We start from the raw sequence: 20,686 nt of genomic DNA on the forward strand, positions 1-20,686 counted from the left end.
CGGGTCACCGTTGTCCCGCACCGGATTCGCCCCGCGCGTTCGTCGGGGCGGACGAACTCCGTTGCGTCAGCACGGTTTCGGTGAGTGCCTTGAGGAGCGCGGTGCGGCGGGTCAGCTCGGCGACGACGACGTGCTCGTCGTCGGCGTGGGCGCCGCCGCCGACCGCGCCGAGGCCGTCGAGCGTCGGAATGCCCAGCCCGGCGGTGATGTTGCCGTCGGACGCGCCGCCGACCGCCGCTTCGGTGAGCGTCCCGCCCGCGAGTTCGTTCGCGAGCACGAACAGCTCCGACGAGGCTCGCGCGTCCAGCGGCGCGCGGTTGACGCCGCCGGCGATGTGGATCCGGGCCTTTTCGTGCACCGGGGTGAGGCTTCTGATGGCCCGGTCGACCCGGTCCTGTTCGGCCGCGTCCCACGCGCGGACGTCGACGGCGACGCTCGCCTTGGCGGGCACGGTGTTCGTCGTGGTCCCGGCCGTGAGCGCGGTCGGGACCACGGTGGTGCCGCTCGCCGGGTCGGCGAGCGCGGCGATCGCGAGGATCTGGTGGGCGACCTCGATCCCCGCGTTGACGCCCTTCTCCGGTTCGAGCCCGGCGTGTGCGGCGCGGCCTTCGACCTCGACGTGGTACAGGGAAACGCCTTTGCGGCGCGTCTTCAGCGCGCCACCGTCGGCCGAGGCTTCGAGCACGAAAACCGCGTGGCAGCTCTTGGCTTCCTCCTCGATCAGGGTGCGGGACAGCGGCGAGCCGATCTCCTCGTCGCCGGTGACGAGGATCGAGAGGCCGTCCCGGTCGGGCAGCGCGGCGGCGGCGTGCAGGGCCATCACGACCCCGGCCTTCATGTCGAAGCAGCCGGGTCCGCGCAGGATCCCGTCGCGGACTTCGAAGGGGTGCGTGCGCAGGGATCCCAGCGGCCACACGGTGTCGTGGTGGCCGAGCAGCAGGACCCGCGGCGGGCCGTCGCCGAACCGCCAGCGCAGGTGGGTGCAGCCGTCGGTGATGATGCGTTCGGGCTCGACGCCGAGGAGGCGGCGGCCGACCCCCGCGACGACCTCGGCGCTGCGCGCGACGGCTTCGTGGTCGGCCGAGGGCGACTCGCAGCGGACGAGCGTCTCGATGTCGTCGATCACCGCGGCTCACCCCGCAATGGCTTGCCCGGCAGCGCGTCGGTGTTCAGGTTTCCTTCGCTGATCACGGGAATCCCGGCGACGTAGAGGTGCCGGACGCCGACGGACGGCCGGGTCGGGTCGGGGTAGGTCGCGGTGTCGGTGATCCGGGTCGGGTCGAGGACGACGAGGTCGGCGTCCGCGCCCACCCCGAGGTGTCCCTTGCCGCGAGCGCCGGGCGCGACGTCGTCGAGGAGCCGCGAAGGCAGGTAGGAGCAGCGGCGGAACGCCTCGAGCCAGCTCCACGCCCCGGCTTCGCGGACCATCAGGCGCAGCGTCTTGGCGAAGGTGCCCGCGGTCCGCGGGTGCGTCGTACCGCCCGGGGGCAACGGCCACTCGGTGCTCTCGGTGCGGCCGTCCGGCCAGTAGACCGGCATGGCGTCGCTGGCCACGACGGCGTCGGGGAAGGCGAGCGCCTGGTGCAGCAGGCCGCGGTCGCGGGGGCCCCGTTCGTCGAGGAACTCGAGGAGGCAGGGCGCGCCCGGGTCTTGCTGCCGCAGCTGCCGGAGGCGGCCTTCGTCGCGGACCCGCTCCCCGGTTTCGAGGATGACGACGCTCGACGGCTTCAACCCCTTGAGGCGCAGGCGTTCCGGCTCGATGAAGGCGGCGCCGACCGCCGTGCTGCCCGCACCGTACGGATAGGCCTCGACGGTGACCCGCGAGCCTTCGCGCCGGGCGGTGTCCAGGGTGGCGAGGACGCGGTCGATGTGGTGGCCGGAGGTGCTGTTGACGTGGCAGTGGTGCATCGCGGCACCGGTCTCGCCCGCAGCGACGGCGACCTCGACGGAGCCGTCGACCGGGATCGCCGGATCGACCTCGACCAGTTCGCGCACGTGGGTGTAGGTGGGCACGCCGGCCTTCGCGGCGAGGTGCGCGACGGCCATGAACTCGCCGGGATCGGTGGCGGGCGCGTACCCCATGAGGACGCCGATGCCGAGGGCGCCCTTCGCGAGTTCGGCTTCGAGCAGGGAAAGCCACGCGGCGAGTTCCGTCTTCGAGGAACTCCGTTGCCACTGCGGGTTCCCGAGGATCGCGAGCCCGCTGTCGATGCTCGCGTCGGGGGCGATGTTCGCGAGCACCTGCGCCCGGGCGGCGCCCCAGGACGCCGAAAAGCCGTAGTGCAGCGGACGTCCGGCTTTCGCGGCTTCGGCGTAGGCCCGCTCGATCGGCATGAGCCCGGCTTCGAGGTCGAGGGCGGTGGTGACGCCGTCCATGGCCTGCAGCCGCTGCCCGGCGACGGAGTGCACGTGGCTGTGCAGGTCGACGAACCCGGGCCCGACGACGAGCCCGGTGACGTCGACTTTCCGCGCATCCGGGGCGTCGAGGTCCGGGCCGACGGCTTCGACCGCGCCGTCGTTCAGCAGGACGTCGGCGACGCCGTCGAACCCGCTCCCGGGGTCCACGACCCGGCCGCCCCGCAGAAGTGTGTGCACCCGTCCGCCTCCTCGTCGTCGCCGATCGGGCTGACGTTAGGAGGATTTCCGGCGAGGCCGTTCGTCCGCGGCGACGAATCGGGGCGACGGGGTTCAGCCGCGCGGACGAACTCGCCCGGCAGGCGCGCCGGCCGCCCTCGGGACGCAGTGAATGACTCATTCCTGGCGCCGGACGCCGTGAATGAGTCATTCACGGCGTCCGGCAAGACGGGATTCGGGTGGGGCGGGCCAGTCAGGCCGGGGTGACCGGGGCCAGGAGCAGGCCGGTGATCGCGTCGATCAGGCCCGTCCCCGCGTCGTCCCAGGTCGCCCTCGGCGTGGGGGTGCCCTCCGCCAGGGCCCGCTCGCGCTCCGCCGTCATGTGGATCATCAGCTGCCGGGCCATGTCGCCCCGCTCCGCGCGGACGTCCGCCGGCAGGCCGTCCAGGCAGCGGTTCAGCCCCTCGACCGCGCGGGCGAGCGCCGGGGACGCGAGCGACTCCTCCGCGATGATCTTGCGCAGCGCGGGGTCGGTCATCACCTGGGCGCTGAACCGGGCGAACCACGTCGGCGCGCCGAGTTCCCGCAGGTACGTCGTGCTCGGGCGGACCAGGCAGGCCACCCAGTCGCGCAGCCCGGCGTCCTCGCCGGTGGCCTCCACGAGCTCCGCGCGCAGCCGTTCCATCGGCCCGGTGTGCTTGCGCACGATCGCGCGGACCAGGTCGACTTTGGTGCCGAAGTGGTAGTTGACGGCGGCGTTGTTGCCCTGCCCGGCGGCCTCGCTGATGTGCCGGTTGGACACCACCTGCACCCCGTGCTCGGCGAACAACCGCTCCGCCGTCACGAGGATGCTCTCCCGCGTCGCACTCGCGCGGGCCGCCTTCACGTTCATTCCGAAACCACCTGGTCAGCCTGATCATCCACCGGGCCCCCACCTTACGGAGCCCACCGCGCCGGCGAGAAACCGGCGGAACGTGGCACTACAGCCACTGGCGGCGCGGGCGGCGCCTTCCTAGCGTCGTCGATCATGATCGCAGTGCTCGCGCCGATCCTGATCGGCCTCCTCTACGTCGTGCTCAGCTCCCTGATCGCCGAGCCCCACCGGCGGAAGTTCAACGCCGTCATGGTGGGTGGTGCCGGCGCGGCCTACCTTTCCGGCGGCGCGCTCGGGCCGTGGGAGCTGGTGTTCTGCGCCGTGCTGACGTACGTCGCGTTCCGCGGGCTCGACTCGTGGACGTTCATCGGCATCGGCTGGCTGCTGCACACCGGCTGGGACGTCGTCCACCACCTGAAGGGCCAGCCGATCCTGCCGTTCGCGCACGACTCTTCGTTCGGCTGCGCGTTCTGCGACCCGGTGATCGCGATCTGGTGCTTCACCGGCGGCCGGTCGGTCACCGCCTGGTTCCGGCGGGTTGGCGCGCCGGGAGCGCGGGTACCCGGCGGGGCATGAGCACCGACGTCGAACGCGCCGCGCACGCCTTCTGCCCGCGGTGCCACCCCGATCCGCAGCCGGGTGAAGTGCTCGTCGCGCTGTGCGGCGCCCGCCACTCCTACTACGGCCGCCGCGACCGGCCGGTGAACACGTGCCCGGCCTGCGTGCGGCTGGCCTCGGCGAACGTCTACGCCTGCGGCCACCCCGGCGCCTGAAGGGCGGTTGTGTGAGCGCGAACAACGGGCTAACGTGAGAATTCTTCACAATGGTGCCGTCCTGGAAGGAACGCCGCCTTGCGCCGAGTGTTCACCGCCTTCGCGACGGCTGCGCTGGCCGCGTCCGGGCTCACCCTCACCGCTCCCGCCGCCCATGCCGCCAGTGGCACCTTCAGCGTGCTGTCCTACAACGTCGCCGGGCTGCCCGAGGCCATTTCCAGCGCCCCCACCCCGCGCGCGCCGAGCACGACCGCCATCGGGCAGCGCCTCGGCCCGTACGACCTGGTGCACGTCCAGGAGGACTTCAACTACCACGCCAACCTGTACGCGGCCGACGCCCACCCGTACCGGACGCCGACCAGCGGCGGCGCCGGGATCGGGAGCGGCCTGAACAGCCTGTCCACCCTGCCGGTCGACGAGCTGGAGCGCGTCCGCTGGACCTCGTGCCAGTTCGACTCGGGCGACTGCCTGACGCCGAAGGGCTTCACCTTCACCCGGCTCCGGCTCGCCGAAGGCGTCTACGTCGACGCCTACAACCTCCACACGAACGCGGGCACCAACGCCGGCGACCAGGCGTCGCGCGCCGCGAACCTCGAGCAGCTCACAGCGTTCATCACCACGCACTCGGCGGGCAACGCCGTGCTCGTCATGGGCGACACCAACACCCGCTACACCCGGGCGGCCGACACGATCCGGGCGTTCGCCGCCGCCAACGGCCTCACCGACGCGTGGGTCCGGCTCGAACGCGGCGGTGTCCCGCCCGCCGCGGGCAGCGATCCCCTGGTGTGCGACGAAAGCGCGGTCACCAACGCGTGCGAAGTCGTCGACAAGGTGCTCTACCGCGGGAGCAAGCAGATCACCCTCGACGCGACGTACTACAACAACGACCACCGCGCGTTCCTCGACGCGTCCGGCGCGATGCTGTCGGACCACGATCCGGTGACCGTGCGGTTCAGCTGGGCGGACAACCCGGCGTTCCGGCTGAGCGACCGGTTCGGCGGCCCGCACGGCATGCCGTTCACCGACCTGGACCGGATCACGCCGGCCGCGCGGGTGTCGGCGTTCACCCTGAGCGCGGGCAGCCGCGTCGACCGGATCGGCTCGACGTCGGCGGACGGCACGACGGTCAGCCACGGCGGAACCGGTGGCACCGCACGGACCTACCAGCTGGCCGACGGCGAGTACGCGGTCTCCGCCGAGCTGTGCCGAGGCAGCTACGGCGGCCACACACGGATCTTCTCCGCCCGCATCACGACCAACCGCGGCGGCACGCTCGCCGGCGGAACGACGACCGCGGACTGCACGACCGCGACGGCACCGGACGGCTGGCAGATCGCGGGGTTCCACGGCCGCGCGGGTGACGAAGTGGACCAGCTGGGCTTCGTCTACACGCGGCGCTGACCGGTCCACAATGGACGGACCAGCACCGGCAGCGCGGCCACCAGGGCGAGCCCGCGCACGACGGCCGCGACCAAGTACGGCGCCCGCAGCCCCAGCCCGTGCGCCAGGAGGCCGCCGGTCAGGGTCCCGAGCGGGATCAGGCCCCAGCCGAGCAGCCGGTACGCGCTGGAGACCCGGCCGAGGAGCGCGGGCGGCACGAACCGCTGCCGCAGACCGACGGTGACGATGTTCCACAACGTCGTCGCGAAGCCGTTGACGGCGAGGAACGTGCCGAGCACCACGGCGTCGCGGCTCAGGCCGATGCCCGCGAACGCGCCGACGTTCACCGCCAGCGCCGTCAGCACCGCCGCCCGCGGCCCGATCCGGGCCACCACCCGCGCGTTGACCAGCCCGCCGAACACGCTGCCCAGCGCGGCCCCGGCGAGCAGCAGGCCGTAGCCGCGCGCGCCGAGGTGCACGACCTGGGTGGCGAGCAGGACCAGGGTCGCGTAGGCGAGCTGGCCGCAGAAGGCGTTGACGCCCACCAGGATCGCGAGCGTGCGCAGCAGCCGGTGCCGCAGGAGCCACGCCAGGCCGTCCCGGATCGCCGAGCGCGTCCGGGCACCACCGGCCCGCCGGGGCAGCGTCGCCACCAGGACGGCCGACACCGCGAACGAGACGGCGTCGAGGCCGAACGGGAGCGCCGCCGCGACGCCGAACAGCAGGCTGCCCAGCGGTGGGCCGGCGAACTGACCGGTGACCGTGGTGATCGCCTGCTGGCGGCCGTTGGCGCGGGACAGCAGCGGCGCCGCGACCAGCTCCGGCACGATCGCCTGGGCCGCGGTCCCGAAGACGACGTCGCCCGCGCCGATCCCGAACGCCGTGACGACGAGGGCCGGGATGCCGATCGCCCCGCAGGCGGCCAGGACGGCGGTCACGGCGACCAGCACGGCCTGCGCCGCCTGCGCGCGCCACATCAGGCCGGCCCGGTCGTGGCGGTCGGCCAGCGCGCCGGCGGGCAGCGACAGCAGCAGCCACGGCAGGTAGGCCGCGGCCGAGACGAGCGAAACGAGCCGCGGGTCGTGGGTGACCGTGACGGTCAGCAGGGGCACCGCCGCGGTGAACGCGCCGGTGCCGAGGTTGTCGATGCCGGTCGCCCACAGGAGCCGCCGGAAGTCCGGTCCGATCATGACCCGATCCTTTGGCGCGCCGCGGCTTCGCGGACAGCATTTAGCTCCGGGCTACATACTCGGAGCCATGGCCCTGACGATCGAACTCGGCGTCGCGGAGCTCGCGGCGACCCGCTTCGCGATCTCCCCGCTGTCGGAGACGGTCGCGTGCCTGCAGCAGCTGGGCGGGCGCGAGCGGCAGGCGAGCGCCCTACCGTGGCTGCGCTGGGCGGAGGACGAGCTGGCCCGCGAGCCGCTGGACCTCCCGTGGACGTGGCCGCTCATCGTGAACGACCGGCCCAACTGGCCGGAGTTCCTGGTACCGGCACCGCGCGGCGCCGGTCCGTCCATCGAGGACGACCTGGCCGCGCTGCGGCGGACGACCGCGCGCCAGGTCCGGACCAGCCTCGGGCGGGTGTTCGGCGCCGACCTCCGCGGAACCGTCGCCGAGCTCTCCGCGCGGCCGGCGGCCGGGCTGAAGGCGATCGCCGGGGAACTGCTCCGGGCGCACGACCGGCTGCTCGCCCCGCACTGGCCCAGGATCCGGGCCGTCCTCGACGCCGACGTCGCCCATCGCGCGCGGACGCTGGCCGCGGGCGGCGCGGAACGGCTGTTCGCCGGCCTGCACCCGGATCTGCGCTGGCGCGCCGGAAAGCTGTTCCTCACCGGCGATCGCCCGGTGAACCGGGGTCCCGGCGGCCTCGTCCTCATCCCGGTCGTGCTCGGCGGCCCGCACGTCCTGATCAAGCGGAACACGTCCACGCAGACGACGGTCCGCTACCCGGCCCGCGGGCGCGGCGTCCTGTGGACGGCGGGCACCCGGCCCCCGGCGGGCGGCACGGTCCGGCTGCTCGGCCGCGCGCGAGCCGCGCTCCTCGAGGCGCTGCGCTCCCCCGCCACCACGACCGAGCTGGCCCGCGCCCTCGGCGTGACGCCCAGCGCGGTGTCGCAGCACCTGGCCGTCCTGCGGGAGAACGGGCTGGTCGAACGGGAACGCTCCGGGCGCCAGGTGCTCTACCTGATCACGGCGCTCGGAGCGTCCCTGCTCACCGGTTAGCCCAGCGAAGACAGCGGCACCGCGAACACCGAGCGGCCGCAGGTCTGGTTCTGCGCCTGGCAGTCGGCCGTCGACCACTCCGACTGCGACCAGACCAGGCCCGTCGACCAGTCGTACGTCAGCGCCTCCGGGTGGACCGCCCAGCACGCGGACGTCGAGCCGCAGGTCGCCGAGGTGCTCGCCGCGGTCGTCTGGGCCCAGAGCTGGCCGTTGATCGTGGCCGAGCTGTGGGCCACGTACCACTTGCCGTCGTGGGACAGGACGCCCTGCATGTTGCCGACGGAGCTGCGGAACGCCTCGGTCGCGGTCCCGGTCAGCAGGTAGTCGGTGCCCATCGGGAAGCGGTAGAGCCGGCCGTGCAGGCTCTGGTCGGAGAAGTACTCGGTCGTCACGATGCTGGCCGGGCTCGTGCTGCGGTCCAGCGAGAGCGACGAGAAGCACGGCACGCCCGTGTCGGACGCCATGCTGCACGTGCCGCCCGCGTAGGTGTAGTAGCCGATCTGCATCATCGCGTACTTGTACGTGTAGGCCGCGTACCCGCCGGACGTCTTGCCGATCGCGTTCGACGTCGTGTCGGTCAGCTGCAGGATGTGCTTGGTGCTGAACACCCGGATCGCGGTCGAGGTGTTCCCGACGGCGGTGACGTAGATCTTGTCGCCCAGCCAGGCCATGCCGCCCACGTGGGCCTTCGCCGCGGAGAAGCTGCTGCCGGTGCTGTTCGGCACGGCCAGGTACATCATCCGGTGGGCGGCCGCGGCCGGGTCGTTGTAGTTGACGGCCTGGATCCGCGCGTCGTTGTACCGGCCGAGCGCGTCGGTGCCGTGCCAGCCGGAGAGGATGATCTTGTCCGCGCCCCACAGGCCGTCGTCGTCGGCGTCCCCGGAGGTCGTGATGCCCTGGGGGACCCAGGTGGTGCTGCCGGCGCGTTCGGAGTCCCAGCACAATGACTTCGTGGCGGCCGGGGCCTTGGGCAGCGCGGCCTTCTCCGCGCTGGTGCAGCCGGTCATCGCGTAGCTGGGGTCGTTGACGACGGTGTTGAGGCTGACGTTCGGCAGCGCGTCGTCCAGCGCCGTCAACGCGGCGGCCGGCGTGGCGTGCCAGACCAGGTTCTGCTTGGTCGTGGTCGTCAGCGGATCGCTGTAGGCGGCACTGGCCGTCCCGGGCAGCGCCAGCGCGCCGGCCACCACGGCCAGCGCGAGGAGGAGCACTTTCGGAGTTCGCATGGCGCCATTGCGCCAGAAGCGGATCCAAAATCCGTACACCGGTTGTACGGCGCTTGTATCAGTCCACCAGCGAAAGCACCGTCCGCGCCTGCTCGACCATGGCCACGTCGAGGAAGGTCCCGTCGGGCAACGCGATCGCGCCGACGCCCGCGGCCGTCGCGCCGGCGACCCGGGAGATGACCTCGCGCGCCCGCGACACCTCCTCACGCGTCGGCAGGAACGCGGTCCGGATCGTCTCGAGCTGCACCGGGTGGATCGCGGTCCGGCCGCGGAAGCCGAGGGCGCGGCCCGCCCGGCACGACGCCGCGAGCCCGTCGAGATCGCGGACGTTCGCGTAGGCGGACATCGCGGGCGGCGCGAGCCGGGCCGCCCGGGCCGCCACGATCACGCGGCTGCGCGCCCAGGTCAGCCCGGCGTCGTCGGCGACGCCGAGGTCCGAGCGCAGGTCGGCCTCGCCGAGCCCGATCGACGCGATCCGCGGCGACGCCGTCGCGATGTCCAGGGCCCGTTCCACCCCGAGCGCCGACTCGATCAGCGGGTGCAGCGCCCGGCCCGGCAGCACGGCCTCGGCGGCCTCGATCTCCGCCGGCGCTTCGACCTTCGGCAGCCGCGCGCCCACCGGGAGCGGCAGCCGGGCGAGCGCGGCGAGGTCGGCGTCGTGCCACGGCGTGCTCGGGTGGTTGACGCGCACCTGCACCGGCCTGGCCACCGCGGCGAGCAGCTCCAGCACGTTCTCGCGGGCTTCGTCCTTGCGCGCCGGGGCGACTGCGTCCTCGAGGTCGACGAGCACGACGTCCGCCTCGGACGCCAGGGCCTTGCGCACCCGGTCCGGCCGGTCGGCCGGTGTGTAGAGGAACGTCAGCGGCGGGCTCACACCGCACCCCGCTCGCGCAGCTCGGCCACCCGCTCGGGCGGGAACCCGAGTTCCGCCAGCACGGCGTCGGTGTCGGCACCGTGCGACCGGCCGGTGAAGCCGATGACGCCGTCGTGGCCGGACAGCCGGAACAGCGGGCCCTGCATGAGCATCGGGCCGAGGTCGGCGTCCTCGATCTCGTGGATCGTGCCGAGCGCGCGGAACTGCGGGTCCTCGACGATGTCGGCGGCGTCGTAGATGGGCGCGACGGCGGCTTGCGCTTCTTCGAACGCGGCGACGACCTCGTCGCGCGTGCGCTGCCCGATCCACTTGCCGACGGCTTCGTCGAGCTCGTCGGCGTGGCGGGCCCGGTCGGCCCCGGTGGCGAACCACGGCTCGTCGGCCAGGTCCGGCCGCCCGACCATGCGGACCACGCGCTCGGCGATCGACTGCGCCGAAGTGGACACGGCGACCCACTGGCCGTCGGCCGTGCGATACGTGTTGCGCGGCGCGTTGTTCGTCGACCGGTTGCCGGTGCGCGGCTGGACGGTGCGCAGCTGGTCCCAGCGGGTGATCTGCGGGCCGAGCATGGCCAGCATCGGCTCGATGATGGCGGTGTCGACGACCTGCCCGCGCCCCGTGGTCCCGCGCGACGCGAGCGCGACCATGATCGCGTACGCCGTGGCCAGTGACGCGACGCCGTCGGCGAGCCCGAACGGCGGGAGCGTCGGCGGGCCGTCCGGTTCGCCGGTGGTCGCCGCGAACCCGCTCATCGCCTCGGCGAGCGTGCCGAAGCCCGGCCGGCTCCGGTAGGGGCCGAGCTGCCCGAAGCCGGTGACGCGGGCCAGCACGAGTCCGGGGTTCCGGCTCGCCAGCTCGTCGTACCCGAGGCGCCAGCGTTCGAGCGTGCCGGGGCGGAAGTTCTCGATGACGACGTCCGCCGTGGCGGCCAGGGCGAGGAACACCTCGCGGCCGCCTTCACTGCCGAGGTCGGCGGTGATCGTGCGCTTGTTGCGCCCCAGCGTCTTCCACCACAGGTTGACGCCGTCCTTCGCGGCGCCGTGGGTGCGCGAGGGATCGGGTTTGCGCGGGTGCTCGACCTTGATCACCTCGGCGCCCATGTCCCCGAGGTGCATCGCGGCCATCGGACCGGCGAAGAGCGTGGACGCGTCGACGACGCGCAACCCGGCGAGCGCGCCGGTGGACCGGTCGCGGGAGACGGTCACGCCGTCACCTCCCAGGCGCAGCGGAAGCCGACGGTCGCGCTGCGCGCGAGGCCCAGCCCGGGCAGCAGGAGCTTCACGGTGTAGTCCGGGGCTTTCACGCCGCCTTCGACGTACCATTCGGAGCCTTCGGCCGCGTAGTCGCTGCCGCCCTTCAGCATCACGAAGCGCGTCCGTCCGTCGGAGTGTTCGCTCTCGGTCCAGTTCCACACGGCCGGGGTGCCACGCTTGAGGCGCTCGCCGGCCAGCTGCCATTCGTCCTCGGTCGGCAGGCGGCCGCCGCGCCACGCGCAGTACGCGCGGGCGTCGTCCAGGTCGACGTAGGTGACCGGCTCGTCCGGGGATCCCGGGTGCGCGAGGAACCGGTGCTCGAGCTTCGGCTCGTAGCCCGTGGCGGCGAGGAACGCCGCGAACTGCGCGTTGGTCACCTCGGTGGCGCCGACCGCGACGGCCGTGGCCAGTTCGCCCTCGCGCTGCAGTGTGCGCGCGTCGTGCAGGCGGGGCGGCAGCGGCTTCCATTCGTCCACATAGGGCGCGCCCTGGTACATCCCGGTTTCGCGGGCGCGGTACCGCACGGTCAGCACGTACGGCCCGGCCGGGACGACTACGGCGTCTTCGTCGTGCTTGCCGCGAGTCCTTTGTGGACTCACTCGGGTCGCGAGCCGGTGGGGGAAGCGGGAGTCCGGATCGTGCGGCAGCTCCGGAAGATCCGGCAGCCACCCCTCCACCGCGGCGCCGATCCCCCGTGCCGGTACGCCGGCCAGGAGGTCGGTGCCGGGCAGCGGGCCGTGGTAGTCGTGGTCACCGCGGTTGACGAGAGCCCACAGTGTCCTGCCGTCGAGTTCCCAGCGGGACGCGTAGACACCGGCCGCCTCGGCCTCGGGTGGCAGCTCGGCCAGGGGTGTCCACTCGCCGTCGAGCAGCAGGTCTTCGGCCGCACGCTGGAGGGTGACCATCCGGCGGACGGTCGCGGCGTCGCGGGGCGACCAGCCGACCCACACGCCGAAGACGACCTCCCACACCATGACGCCGGCGCCGTTGAGCCACGCCGACTGCAGTTCCTCGCTGTGGTCGCGGTGCCAGCGGCGGACGTGGTGCTGCATGTGCCGTCGCTCGTACCAGTGGGCGCGCAGGACGCCGGGCACGGGCGAGTCGGCGAAGAACTGCGCCCACGACGCCGCGTGGTCCTCGATCCGTTCGACCGGCAGCTTGGACTCGCCTTCGAGGACGATGCCGGGCCGGGCCGCTTCGAGCCGGTCGACGAAGTCCGGCTCGGCCTTCTTGAGCGTGTCGAGGAAGACGCCGTCGGCTTGCAGGTCGGCGACCAGGGAGGCGAGTTCGGTGAGGTCGTCCTCGCCGCGGCGGGTGCCGGCGTCCCAGGGGTTGTAGTCGACGAAGACGTGCAGGCCGTGGTCGTGCAGGGTGTCGATCAGCTCGGTGAGCCCGGGGACGTCGCGGTAGAAGTCCCACTGGTTGCGGTCGTCGAGGCCGATCACCGGGTAGGCGTGCCACAGGACGACGGCGTCGAGGCCGCCGAAGCGTTCGTGGGCGTCGGCGAGGAAGCGCTCCGGGGTGAACCGGTGCTCGTCGAAGGAGTAGAGCAGCTCGTCCCAGAGCCACACCTGGGCGACCGTGTGGCAGGTCTGCGCCCAGGCCGCTCCCGGGCGCTCGTAGCCCTTGCCGGTGTAGGCGTGCCGGCTTCGCGCGTCCTCGCGCCATTCGCGCAGTTTCGCGCGCCACGCGGGGCGATCCCGGGGATGGGCGGGTGCGCCGAAGATCTTCGCGTCGTCGAGGTCGGACAGCGGGCCGCGCACCTCGGTGGGCCGGTCGATCGGCCGTGGGACGAGCGGGTCGAACTGGTAGGTCATGACGTCATTCCTGCGACCTCGTCTGGGGTGGGGACGGCGGCCTGGGCGCCGGGCCGGGTGACGGCGAGCGCGCCGGCCGCGGCCGCTCGTCTCGCGGCCGCGGGGAGGTCTTCGCCCTGGGCCAGCGCCGCCGCGAGCACGCCGCAGAAGGTGTCGCCGGCGCCGGTGGTGTCGACGACGTCGACCGGGAACCCGGGAATCCGCAGGGGTTCGTGGCCTCTGCGGAGGATTACACAGCCTTCGCCACCGAGGGTGACCACGACGGCGGGTACCCGCTCGAGCAGCTTCTCGGGTTCGCCCGCCAGGTCGGCGGCTTCGTGCTCGTTGACGACGAGCAGGTCGAGGACTTCCCACAGCGAATCCGGCAGCTCCCGCGAGGGCGCGGCGTTGAGGATCATCAGGGCGTTCGCGTTCCGTGCCGCGGCGGCGGCCGCCACGACGTCGAGGGGGATTTCCAGCTGGGCCAGCACGACGTCGGCGTCGGCGATCCGTTCGGCCTGGACGGCGCCGACTTTCACGTGCTCGTTCGCGCCGGGCGCGACGACGATGGCGTTCTCGCCGTCGGGGGCGACGGTGATGAAGGCGGTCCCGGTCGGCGCGTCGGCCCGGTCGACCAGGTCGGTCCGGACCCCGGCGCCCCCGAGGGAAACGAGGAGGAGGTCGGCGGCTTCGTCTTCACCGAGGGCGCCGACGAAGGTGGTGTCGGCGCCTCCGGCGAGCGCGGCGGCAACGGCCTGGTTCGCGCCCTTCCCACCGGGACTGCGGCGAAGCCGGCCCCCGAGAACGGTCTCCCCGGCTTTCGGCGGCCGGGGAACGTCCACGGCGAGGTCGACGTTCGCCGAGCCCACCACGACGACTCGCCCGGTCATGCCCGTCCCTCCGCCAGCGCCACTGTCCGGGCCGCGAGGTCCGCGATCCGCCGTTCCCCGCCCGGCAACGAGGTCGCGATGCGCCCGTCGAGGGGCTTGGCCCAATACTCGTCGACGCCGTGCAGAGCACCGACCACTCCCCCGACCGTCGCGGCCGCCGAGTCCGTGTCCCAGCCCGCCGTCACCGCGATCGACACGCTCGGGCCGAACTCTCCCCCGCCCTTCGCCAGCGCATACGCGATCACCGCCGCGTTGTTCAGCACGTGCACCCAGTGCAGGTGGCCGTAAGCCGCGTGCAGCCGGTCGAGTCCACTTCGGACGTCTCCTTCCGATGCCGCCGAACGGCCGAGGCGGACCGCCGAAGCCAGCTCGCTCGAAGGCGGGACCACCGCCGACGCGGCGTCCAGAACCTCGTCCACGGTGTCGCACACCATCGCCGCCGACGCGAGCGCCGCCGCCCACATCGCGCCGTACACGCCGTTGCGCGTGTGGCTGAGCCGGGCGTCCGTCCACGCCAGCCGCGCCGCCGAAACCACGTCGCCCGGCGACACCCAGCCGAACACGTCCGCGCGGATCAGCGCGCCGATCCACTCCCGGAACGGGTTCCGGTAGGTCGCGGTGTCCGGGCGGGCGTCGAGAAGGTTCCGGTACGCCGCGCGTTCCGCCGTGAACACCCGCCCGGCCGGCAGGTTGTCCAGCCACAGCTGCGCGACGTCCTCGGTGGTGAACTCCCGGCCGTGGATCTCCAGCAGGGACAACGCGAGCATCGGGTAGTTGAGGTCGTCGTCCTCGGGCATCCCGTCGATGTTCTCTTCCAGCGACGTCGGCGCCGAGCGGCGGTTCCACGGCCACCGCGCGGCCACGTCGGAAGGCAGCCCGACCGCCGTGAACCACCCGGTGAGCGGCCAGCGGCCGGTCGCCCGGAGGATCTCCTCGATGCCCTCCCGCGGGATCTTCTCCACGGGCTTGCCCAGCAGGCACCCGGCGGCCCGGCCGGTCCACGCGGCCGGCTCACGCCCACGGGATCCGCGAGGCAGCGAAGGCGGCTCAGGCAGGTCCAACGAGTCCCACGACGGCTCCGCGACCGGCGCGTCCAGCTCGTCCAGCAGCTCCCGTGCGAGCGATCGCAACGACGGCATCGCGGGACCCGCACCGCTCACGGCGGGCGTCGCGGAACCACCCGCCGTGACCCACCGCTCCCGCACCGCGGAGACGTCCTTGCCCTCCGCGAGAGACTGCACCAGCTCGTGCGGGAGCAGGTCCTCGGGCTGCGCCCAGGTCAGTCTCACACCGGCTCCCCGAGGAAGGCGGCGCGGGCCGCGGCCCGCTCGCGGTCGGCCTTGAGGATGTCCGCGGCCGCCGAGGCCAGCAGGTGCCCGGTCTCGCGCAGGTCCATCCGGCTCGCGTCGCCGATCTCGTCGACCCACTCGGCGGGCACGACGGCGGTCCCGCCGAGGCCGGCGCACACCGCGCCCGCCATCACGGCGATCGAGTCGGCGTCCCGGCCGTAGTTCACGGCGGCGAGCACCGCGCCGCGGAAGTCGCCCCGGTGCGCGAGGACGAACGCCAGCGCGGCGGGCAGTTCCTCGATGGACTTCGTCCGCGAAGGCCGCCTCGCGTCCATCGACATCTCCCGGTAGTGCGGTCCCACCGAGTCGAACGGCGCGACCGTCTCCCGGACGAGCGCGGCGAGCGCCCGCTCTTCGTCGTCGGTGGCCGGGGGGACGGTCCGGCCACCGAACTCCGTGACGACGGCCCGCAGCGCCGCCGCGGTCCCGTCGTGGGCCACGTCGAGGGCCGCCGCGACGACGTCGTCGAGCGACGCGCCCGGAGCGACGGCGGCCGCCACCATCGCGGCCAGCACGCCCGCCGCCTCGCGGCCGTAGCTCGACTGGTGCGCGCCGGTGAGGTCGATCGCCTCGGCGTACGCCGCCCGCGGGTCACCCGCGTTGACGACGCCGACCGGCGCGATGTACATCGCCGCGCCGCAGTTGACCACGTTGCCCACACCCGCTTCGCGCGGATCGACGTGTCCGTAGTGGAGTCTCGCGACGATCCACTTCTCGGCCAGGAAGACCCGCTGCAGCAGCAGCGCGGTCGACTCCAGCTCCGGCACCCAGCGCGGCTCTCCGATCATGAGCGGCACGAGGTCCTCGGCCATCGCGTACGCGTCGAGGTGCGCGCGGCGCTTCGCGTACACCTCGACGAGCGCCCGCGTCATGAGCGTGTCGTCGGTGATGTGCCCGTCGCCCTTGTGGTACGGCGCGATGGGGCGTGCCGTCCGCCAGTCCGGGTACCACGGCCCGACGACGCCGGTCACCCGGCCGCCGTGCCGTTCTTCGATCTGTTCGGGCGTCCACCCTTCGGTGGCACCGCCGAGGGCGTCCCCGACGGCCGCGCCGGTGATCACCGCGACGGCCCGGTCTTCCAGCCAGGTCAAGAATCCGCTCCTGTCATTTGCTGACGCTCTTCCAGCCGTCCTCGAGCTGCTTCGCGAGGCCGGCGGCGTCGATCTTCTGTCCGAGGAACTGCTGGTACGCCGGGGTCGCGACGGTGTCCTTCCACTGCGCGTACTTGCCGGCGAACAGGTACGGCGCCGAGGTGAGGTACTGGCCGGAGGCGAGGATCTCGTTCCAGCCGTTCTTCCCGCCGAGCTTGGCCGTGAGCGCCTGCCGCGCGGACGTCGTCGGCGGGATCAGCGCGTCGGCCTCGTTGATGGCGGCGAGGTTGTCGGTGCTGGTGAAGAAGTCGACGAACTCCGCGGCTTCCTTGACGTGGCCGGAGTCCTTGTTGACCGACAGCGTCTGCGGGTTGGCGGCCTGCGCCGGACCGGCCGAACCGGCCAGCGGCGGGAGGACGACCCAGTCGAAGCCCTTCGGCGCGTCCTTCGCGATGTTGGCCGCCTGGTAGGAACCCTGGACCGTCATCGCGACCTGGCCCGCGTAGAACGGTGCGAGCGCCTTGGTGCCCGACTGCGTCAGCGTGACCGGCAGGATCGAGTGGTCCTGGTGCGCCATGGCGTCCACGAGCTGCGGCAGCGCCTGCTCACCCTGGCCGACGGTCACGTTCGCCTTGTCCCCGGTGCCCTCGAAGTACTTGCCACCGAACCCGGGGGCCAGCGCGACGAACGCCGCCGTCGGGCTCGACAGGCCCCAGCCGAGGCCGAACTTGCCGTCCTTCGTGGTCGCCTTGGCGATGTCGCGCAGCTGGTCCCAGCTCATCGTGGCGCCGGCCGGGATCGTGACGCCCGCCTGCTGCAGCTGAGTCTTGTTCGCGAAGACCACATAGGACTGCAGCTCGGTGGGTGCGGCGATCACCTTGCCGTCGACCGTCACCGAGTCCAGGACGCCCTTCGGGATGTCCGCGCGCTTCTGCTCCGGCAGGTACTGCGTCAGGTCCGCGAGGTAGCCGTCGGTGGCGAAGGGCGCGATGCCGGCCGCCTCGTAGTGCACGATGTCCGGCGCCGTGCCCGCGTTGAACTGGGTGATCAGCTTGTCGTAGACGCCGTCCCAGCCCGCCTGGACGACCTTGACCTGCACGTCCGGGTGCGCCTTGTTCCAGTCCCCGACGATCTTCTGCGTCGCGGCGATGGCGGCGGGCTGGTCGGACAGGGACTGGAAGGTGAGGGTGACGGGGCCGTCCCCGCCGTCCCCGCCGCTGCCGCTTCCGCACGCGGTGAGCAGCAGGCCGGCGACCGACAGGAGGGTGGCGGCAAGCATGCGTCGTGTCTTCATCGACCGACCTTTCGAGCGATTTCTGTGTGGGGTTGGGAGGGTCATCCCTTCACCGCCCCGGCCATCAGGCCGCTGGTGAGCTTCCTCCGCAGGATGCTGAAGAAGACGATGCTGGGGATGGCGGCGAGCACGGCGCCGGCGGCGAGCGGGCCGAGGGCGACCTTGCCCTCCCCGCCGACGAACATGTTGAGCGTGATGGGCAGCGTGTAGTTCTCCGGCGACTGCAGCAGGACCAGCGCGAAGAAGAACTCGTTCCACGACGAGACGAAGCTGAACATCGCCGTCGCGGCGACGCCCGGGGCGAGCAGCGGGAAGACGATCGTGCGCAGCACGGTCAGCCGGCTCGCGCCGTCCACCGCCCCGGCCTCTTCCAGTTCCACCGGGATCGCGGCGACGTACCCCTGCAGCATCCAGAGCGCGAACGGCAGCATGTACGTCGTGTGCACGAGCGTCAGGCCGGCGAGGTTGTCGGCCAGGCCGAGCGTCCGCAGGATGAGGTACAGCGGCAGGATGATGAGCACGACCGGGAACACCTGGCTGACCAGGATCCAGCCGACGCCGGCCGCGCGCACCTTGCCCTTGAGCCGCGCGAGCACGTAGGACGCGGGCACGGCGATCACGACCGACAGCGCGGTCGAGGCGAGCGCGACGATCAGGCTGTTGGCGGCGGAGCGGACCAGGCCCTGCTTTTCCAGGGCTTCGGTGTAGTTGTCCCAGTGCCATTCGGTCGGCAGCAGGCTGACCGTCAGGGAATTGAGCTCACCGGACGACTTCACCGACGCGGAAATCAGCCACAGCAACGGGAAACCGAGGAACAGGATGTACAGCGCGAGGGCCACGTACTGGGCCGGGCGCACCAGGCTTCGCATCAGCGCCCCTTCACGGCGCGGTCGTCGCGGAACTGCGACCGCAGGTAGACGGCGAGGATCAGGACGACCACGACGACGAGCACGAGGCCCATCGCGGCGGCGTAGCCGATCTCGCGGTTCTTGAAGGCCTCCAGGTAGATGAACAGCACCGGGACCATCGTCTTGCCGCCCGGGCCGCCCGCGGTGAGGACGTAGACCAGCGAGAACGAGTTGAAGTTCCAGATGAAGTTCAGCGACGTGATCGACGTGACGATCGGGCGCAGGCTCGGCCAGGTCACCGCGGTGAACCGCCGCCACGCGCCCGCGCCGTCGACCGCGGCGGCTTCCTGCAGTTCGGCGGGGATCTGCTGCAGGCCGGCGAGCAGCGTCACCGTCGTCTGCGGCATGCCGACCCAGACGCCCACGACGATCACCGCGGGCAGCGCGACCGAGAAGTCGCCGAGCCAGTTGATGTCGCTGGGCAGGCCGACGCTGCCGAGGAAGGCGTTGAGCGGGCCGCCGTTGGCCGAGTAGATCATCTGCCACATGATCGCGACGACGACCGGCGGCATCGCCCACGGCACGAGCGCGAGCACCCGCGTCAGGCCCTGCAGCCGCAGGCCCGAGTTGAGCAGCAGCGCCAAGCCCATCGCGGCGGCCAGCTGGAGCACCGTGACGCCGACGGTCCAGATCATGCCGATCCGCAGCGAGTCCCAGAACAGGTCGTTGCCGACGAGCTTCGTGAAGTTGTCGACGCCGGCGAACCCGTAGTCCGGGTGGCGCACGAGCCGCGCGTCGGTGAAGGCCAGGAAGATCCCGACGACCAGCGGCGCGACGCTCAGCACGAGGATCGGGATCAGCGACGGCAGCACCAGCGCGATCGCCTCGCGGCGCCGGCTTTGCGCCAGGGCGGGCTTTTTCCTCTTCCCGCTCGGGGGCGCCGGGCGGGTCAGCGTGGCGGTCATTGCGCACCCCCGGTCGATTCGCGCACCCGCAGCTCCGGGCCGACGGCGACCTGCTGTGCCGCGTGGTCCGGGTCGTCGGCGAGCTGGAGCATGATCCGGGCCGCCGCGCGCCCGCGTTCGGTCGAGCCGAGGGAGACGCTGGTCAGGCTGGGCTGGAAGACCCGGCCGATCTCGGTGTCGTCCATGCCGGTGACGGCGACGTCCTCCGGCACCGAGAGCCCCAGTTCCCGCACGGCCCGGATGGCGCCGATGGCGAGCAGGTCGTTGGCGGCGACGAGCGCGTCGAGTGCGCCGCGGGCGAGCAGCCGGCGGGCGGCCGCCAGCCCGGCGGTGACGGTGAAGTCCCCGGCGACCTCCTGGTCGACGCGCTCCGCGGTGATTTCCCCGGCCACGGCGTCGAACCCCCGCTGGCGCGCGGCGCCGGGCGTGGTGTCGAGGGGGCCGTTGAGGAACCCGATCCGGCGGCGGCCGAGGGCGTGCAGGTGGCGGACGGCCGCGCCGATGCCGCCCGCGGAGTCGGTGGAGACCGAGCTGATGCCCCGGTCGTCCAGTGCCCGCCCGATCACCACGACCGGGACGGGGGCCTGCTGGATTTCGCGGATCAGCCGGTCGTCGGTGCGCAGCGGGCTGACGATCATGCCGTCGACGAACCCGCTGTTGAGGCTGCGCACGAGCTCGGTGGTCGACGTCGCGGTGTCCCCGGTGCTCATCACGACGACCCGGTAGCCGTGCGGCGCGAGGACTTCGTGGATGGCCCGCATCATCTCGACGTAGACCGGGTTCCCGATGTCGGCCACGGCGAAGGCGACCTGGAAGGTCTTCTTGAGCCGCAGCGACCGCCCGATGGCGTCGGCGCTGTACCCGAGCTCGGCGGCGGCGGCGCGGACACGCTCGACCATCGCCGGGCTGGCCCCGGAGCCGTGCAGCGCCCGCGAGGTCGAGGCCAGGGAAACCCCGGCGCGCTCGGCGACCTGGAGCAGCGTGGCCCGTGTTGACGTCATCGGCTACCTCGTTGTGCGTTCTTGGAAACGTTTCCAACTACGGAAGGCGAGCTTGGAAACGTTTCCAATCGGATTAATCCCGATACTGACACCCGGGTAGCGGGCGTGTCAACACAGCACGGAGAGCAGCAAGACGGTCACGGAACGGGTCGAGCGCCGTACTCGGAGGGTCGGCTCGCTGCTTCAATGGCGCCGTTTTCGCAGGTCCGGCCGATTTCGGGACGAAGTCCGCCGCCCGGCTGGCCGGCGCCGAAGCACAAGACGGCTTCCGCCGG

At 72.5% G+C, this 20,686-nt stretch carries 19 protein-coding genes; 4 read left to right on the forward strand and 15 right to left on the reverse strand.

Going from position 1 to position 20,686, the window contains the following annotated elements; genetic code table 11:
• Nucleotides 1-4: 4 nt before the first annotated feature.
• The 3 genes from AB0M83_RS16860 to AB0M83_RS16870 all read right to left on the reverse strand — a co-directional run bounded on the left by AB0M83_RS16860 (nucleotide 5) and on the right by AB0M83_RS16870 (nucleotide 3,466).
• On the reverse strand, nucleotides 5-1,126 hold the full coding sequence (locus AB0M83_RS16860) for a M20 family metallopeptidase (protein ID WP_364517871.1): 1,122 nt from the start codon (nucleotides 1,124-1,126) through the stop codon (nucleotides 5-7).
• The gene (locus AB0M83_RS16865) at nucleotides 1,123-2,595 is read right to left on the reverse strand and encodes an amidohydrolase family protein (protein ID WP_364517873.1); all 1,473 of its coding nucleotides are present in this window, start codon (nucleotides 2,593-2,595) and stop codon (nucleotides 1,123-1,125) included. Before AB0M83_RS16865 ends, AB0M83_RS16860 begins: the two co-directional genes overlap by 4 nt.
• Before the next feature lie 232 nt (nucleotides 2,596-2,827).
• Entirely contained in the window at nucleotides 2,828-3,466 is a 639-nt protein-coding gene (locus AB0M83_RS16870) for a TetR family transcriptional regulator (RefSeq protein WP_364517874.1), read from the reverse strand.
• 135 nt (nucleotides 3,467-3,601) lie between these two features.
• On the opposite strand from AB0M83_RS16870, the gene AB0M83_RS16875 reads away from it, so the two are divergent.
• The 3 genes from AB0M83_RS16875 (at nucleotide 3,602) to AB0M83_RS16885 (ending at nucleotide 5,622) form a co-directional block, all read left to right on the forward strand.
• A complete protein-coding gene (locus AB0M83_RS16875) occupies nucleotides 3,602-4,024 on the forward strand; it encodes a DUF6010 family protein (protein WP_364517876.1) in 423 nt (140 codons plus the stop codon).
• A complete protein-coding gene (locus AB0M83_RS16880) occupies nucleotides 4,021-4,221 on the forward strand; it encodes a hypothetical protein (protein WP_364517878.1) in 201 nt (66 codons plus the stop codon). The genes AB0M83_RS16875 and AB0M83_RS16880 overlap by 4 nt, the downstream gene beginning before the upstream one ends.
• An 87-nt stretch (nucleotides 4,222-4,308) precedes the next feature.
• On the forward strand, nucleotides 4,309-5,622 hold the full coding sequence (locus AB0M83_RS16885; protein WP_364517916.1) for a jacalin-like lectin: 1,314 nt from the start codon (nucleotides 4,309-4,311) through the stop codon (nucleotides 5,620-5,622).
• Here the strand turns inward: AB0M83_RS16885 and AB0M83_RS16890 are convergent.
• The gene (locus AB0M83_RS16890) at nucleotides 5,607-6,791 is read right to left on the reverse strand and encodes an MFS transporter (RefSeq protein ID WP_364517880.1); all 1,185 of its coding nucleotides are present in this window, start codon (nucleotides 6,789-6,791) and stop codon (nucleotides 5,607-5,609) included. The two genes, AB0M83_RS16885 and AB0M83_RS16890, sit on opposite strands and share 16 nt — an antisense overlap.
• Nucleotides 6,792-6,858: 67 nt before the next feature.
• Here AB0M83_RS16890 and AB0M83_RS16895 point away from each other — a divergent pair, with 67 nt between their 5' ends.
• Nucleotides 6,859-7,827, forward strand: a complete 969-nt coding sequence (locus AB0M83_RS16895) for a metalloregulator ArsR/SmtB family transcription factor (RefSeq protein ID WP_364517882.1) — start codon at nucleotides 6,859-6,861, stop codon at nucleotides 7,825-7,827.
• On the opposite strand, the gene AB0M83_RS16900 is transcribed toward AB0M83_RS16895, so the two are convergent.
• From AB0M83_RS16900 to AB0M83_RS16950, 11 genes are read right to left on the reverse strand one after another with little or no spacing between them, the layout of a single operon-like run.
• On the reverse strand, nucleotides 7,824-9,050 hold the full coding sequence (locus tag AB0M83_RS16900; protein ID WP_364517884.1) for a hypothetical protein: 1,227 nt from the start codon (nucleotides 9,048-9,050) through the stop codon (nucleotides 7,824-7,826). The two genes, AB0M83_RS16895 and AB0M83_RS16900, sit on opposite strands and share 4 nt — an antisense overlap.
• A gap of 58 nt (nucleotides 9,051-9,108) precedes the next feature.
• Nucleotides 9,109-9,924 carry a CoA ester lyase gene (locus AB0M83_RS16905; protein WP_364517886.1) on the reverse strand — a complete coding sequence of 272 codons (816 nt, stop codon included), beginning with the start codon at nucleotides 9,922-9,924 and terminating at the stop codon, nucleotides 9,109-9,111.
• A complete protein-coding gene (locus AB0M83_RS16910; protein WP_364517888.1) occupies nucleotides 9,921-11,129 on the reverse strand; it encodes a CoA transferase in 1,209 nt (402 codons plus the stop codon). The genes AB0M83_RS16905 and AB0M83_RS16910 overlap by 4 nt, the downstream gene beginning before the upstream one ends.
• Nucleotides 11,126-12,994 (reverse strand): SUMF1/EgtB/PvdO family nonheme iron enzyme, encoded by a 1,869-nt coding sequence (locus AB0M83_RS16915; protein ID WP_364517890.1) that lies wholly within the window; start codon nucleotides 12,992-12,994, stop codon nucleotides 11,126-11,128. The genes AB0M83_RS16910 and AB0M83_RS16915 overlap by 4 nt, the downstream gene beginning before the upstream one ends.
• Complete coding sequence (locus tag AB0M83_RS16920) at nucleotides 12,991-13,863, reverse strand: ribokinase (protein WP_364517892.1); 873 nt, start codon at nucleotides 13,861-13,863, stop codon at nucleotides 12,991-12,993. Before AB0M83_RS16920 ends, AB0M83_RS16915 begins: the two co-directional genes overlap by 4 nt.
• Complete coding sequence (locus AB0M83_RS16925) at nucleotides 13,860-15,152, reverse strand: ADP-ribosylglycohydrolase family protein (protein WP_364517894.1); 1,293 nt, start codon at nucleotides 15,150-15,152, stop codon at nucleotides 13,860-13,862. The genes AB0M83_RS16920 and AB0M83_RS16925 overlap by 4 nt, the downstream gene beginning before the upstream one ends.
• Nucleotides 15,149-16,303 (reverse strand): ADP-ribosylglycohydrolase family protein, encoded by a 1,155-nt coding sequence (locus tag AB0M83_RS16930; protein ID WP_364517896.1) that lies wholly within the window; start codon nucleotides 16,301-16,303, stop codon nucleotides 15,149-15,151. The genes AB0M83_RS16925 and AB0M83_RS16930 overlap by 4 nt, the downstream gene beginning before the upstream one ends.
• Before the next feature lie 13 nt (nucleotides 16,304-16,316).
• Nucleotides 16,317-17,597, reverse strand: a complete 1,281-nt coding sequence (locus AB0M83_RS16935; RefSeq protein ID WP_364517898.1) for a sugar ABC transporter substrate-binding protein — start codon at nucleotides 17,595-17,597, stop codon at nucleotides 16,317-16,319.
• 41 nt (nucleotides 17,598-17,638) lie between these two features.
• Nucleotides 17,639-18,466, reverse strand: coding sequence for a carbohydrate ABC transporter permease (locus AB0M83_RS16940; RefSeq protein WP_364517900.1), 828 nt, complete (start codon nucleotides 18,464-18,466; stop codon nucleotides 17,639-17,641).
• Nucleotides 18,466-19,410, reverse strand: coding sequence for a sugar ABC transporter permease (locus AB0M83_RS16945; RefSeq protein ID WP_364517902.1), 945 nt, complete (start codon nucleotides 19,408-19,410; stop codon nucleotides 18,466-18,468). The genes AB0M83_RS16940 and AB0M83_RS16945 overlap by 1 nt, the downstream gene beginning before the upstream one ends.
• Entirely contained in the window at nucleotides 19,407-20,411 is a 1,005-nt protein-coding gene (locus tag AB0M83_RS16950; RefSeq protein WP_364517904.1) for a LacI family DNA-binding transcriptional regulator, read from the reverse strand. The genes AB0M83_RS16945 and AB0M83_RS16950 overlap by 4 nt, the downstream gene beginning before the upstream one ends.
• Between the last annotated feature and the right edge of the window lie 275 nt (nucleotides 20,412-20,686).

Source organism: Amycolatopsis sp. NPDC051106, assembly GCF_040682775.1.
Taxonomy (GTDB): domain Bacteria; phylum Actinomycetota; class Actinomycetes; order Mycobacteriales; family Pseudonocardiaceae; genus Amycolatopsis.

Excerpts from the sequence above, each read along its gene's own strand:
- AB0M83_RS16935 (WP_364517898.1), bottom strand. The coding sequence starts at position 17,597 with ATGAAGACACGACGCATGCTTGCCGCCACCCTCCTGTCGGTCGCCGGC.
- AB0M83_RS16870 (WP_364517874.1), bottom strand. The coding sequence starts at position 3,466 with ATGAACGTGAAGGCGGCCCGCGCGAGTGCGACGCGGGAGAGCATCCTC.
- AB0M83_RS16900 (WP_364517884.1), bottom strand. The coding sequence starts at position 9,050 with ATGCGAACTCCGAAAGTGCTCCTCCTCGCGCTGGCCGTGGTGGCCGGC.
- AB0M83_RS16890 (WP_364517880.1), bottom strand. The coding sequence starts at position 6,791 with ATGATCGGACCGGACTTCCGGCGGCTCCTGTGGGCGACCGGCATCGAC.
- AB0M83_RS16880 (WP_364517878.1), top strand. The coding sequence starts at position 4,021 with ATGAGCACCGACGTCGAACGCGCCGCGCACGCCTTCTGCCCGCGGTGC.
- AB0M83_RS16915 (WP_364517890.1), bottom strand. The coding sequence starts at position 12,994 with ATGACCTACCAGTTCGACCCGCTCGTCCCACGGCCGATCGACCGGCCC.
- AB0M83_RS16920 (WP_364517892.1), bottom strand. The coding sequence starts at position 13,863 with ATGACCGGGCGAGTCGTCGTGGTGGGCTCGGCGAACGTCGACCTCGCC.
- AB0M83_RS16945 (WP_364517902.1), bottom strand. The coding sequence starts at position 19,410 with ATGACCGCCACGCTGACCCGCCCGGCGCCCCCGAGCGGGAAGAGGAAA.
- AB0M83_RS16875 (WP_364517876.1), top strand. The coding sequence starts at position 3,602 with ATGATCGCAGTGCTCGCGCCGATCCTGATCGGCCTCCTCTACGTCGTG.
- AB0M83_RS16895 (WP_364517882.1), top strand. The coding sequence starts at position 6,859 with ATGGCCCTGACGATCGAACTCGGCGTCGCGGAGCTCGCGGCGACCCGC.
- AB0M83_RS16950 (WP_364517904.1), bottom strand. The coding sequence starts at position 20,411 with ATGACGTCAACACGGGCCACGCTGCTCCAGGTCGCCGAGCGCGCCGGG.
- AB0M83_RS16940 (WP_364517900.1), bottom strand. The coding sequence starts at position 18,466 with ATGCGAAGCCTGGTGCGCCCGGCCCAGTACGTGGCCCTCGCGCTGTAC.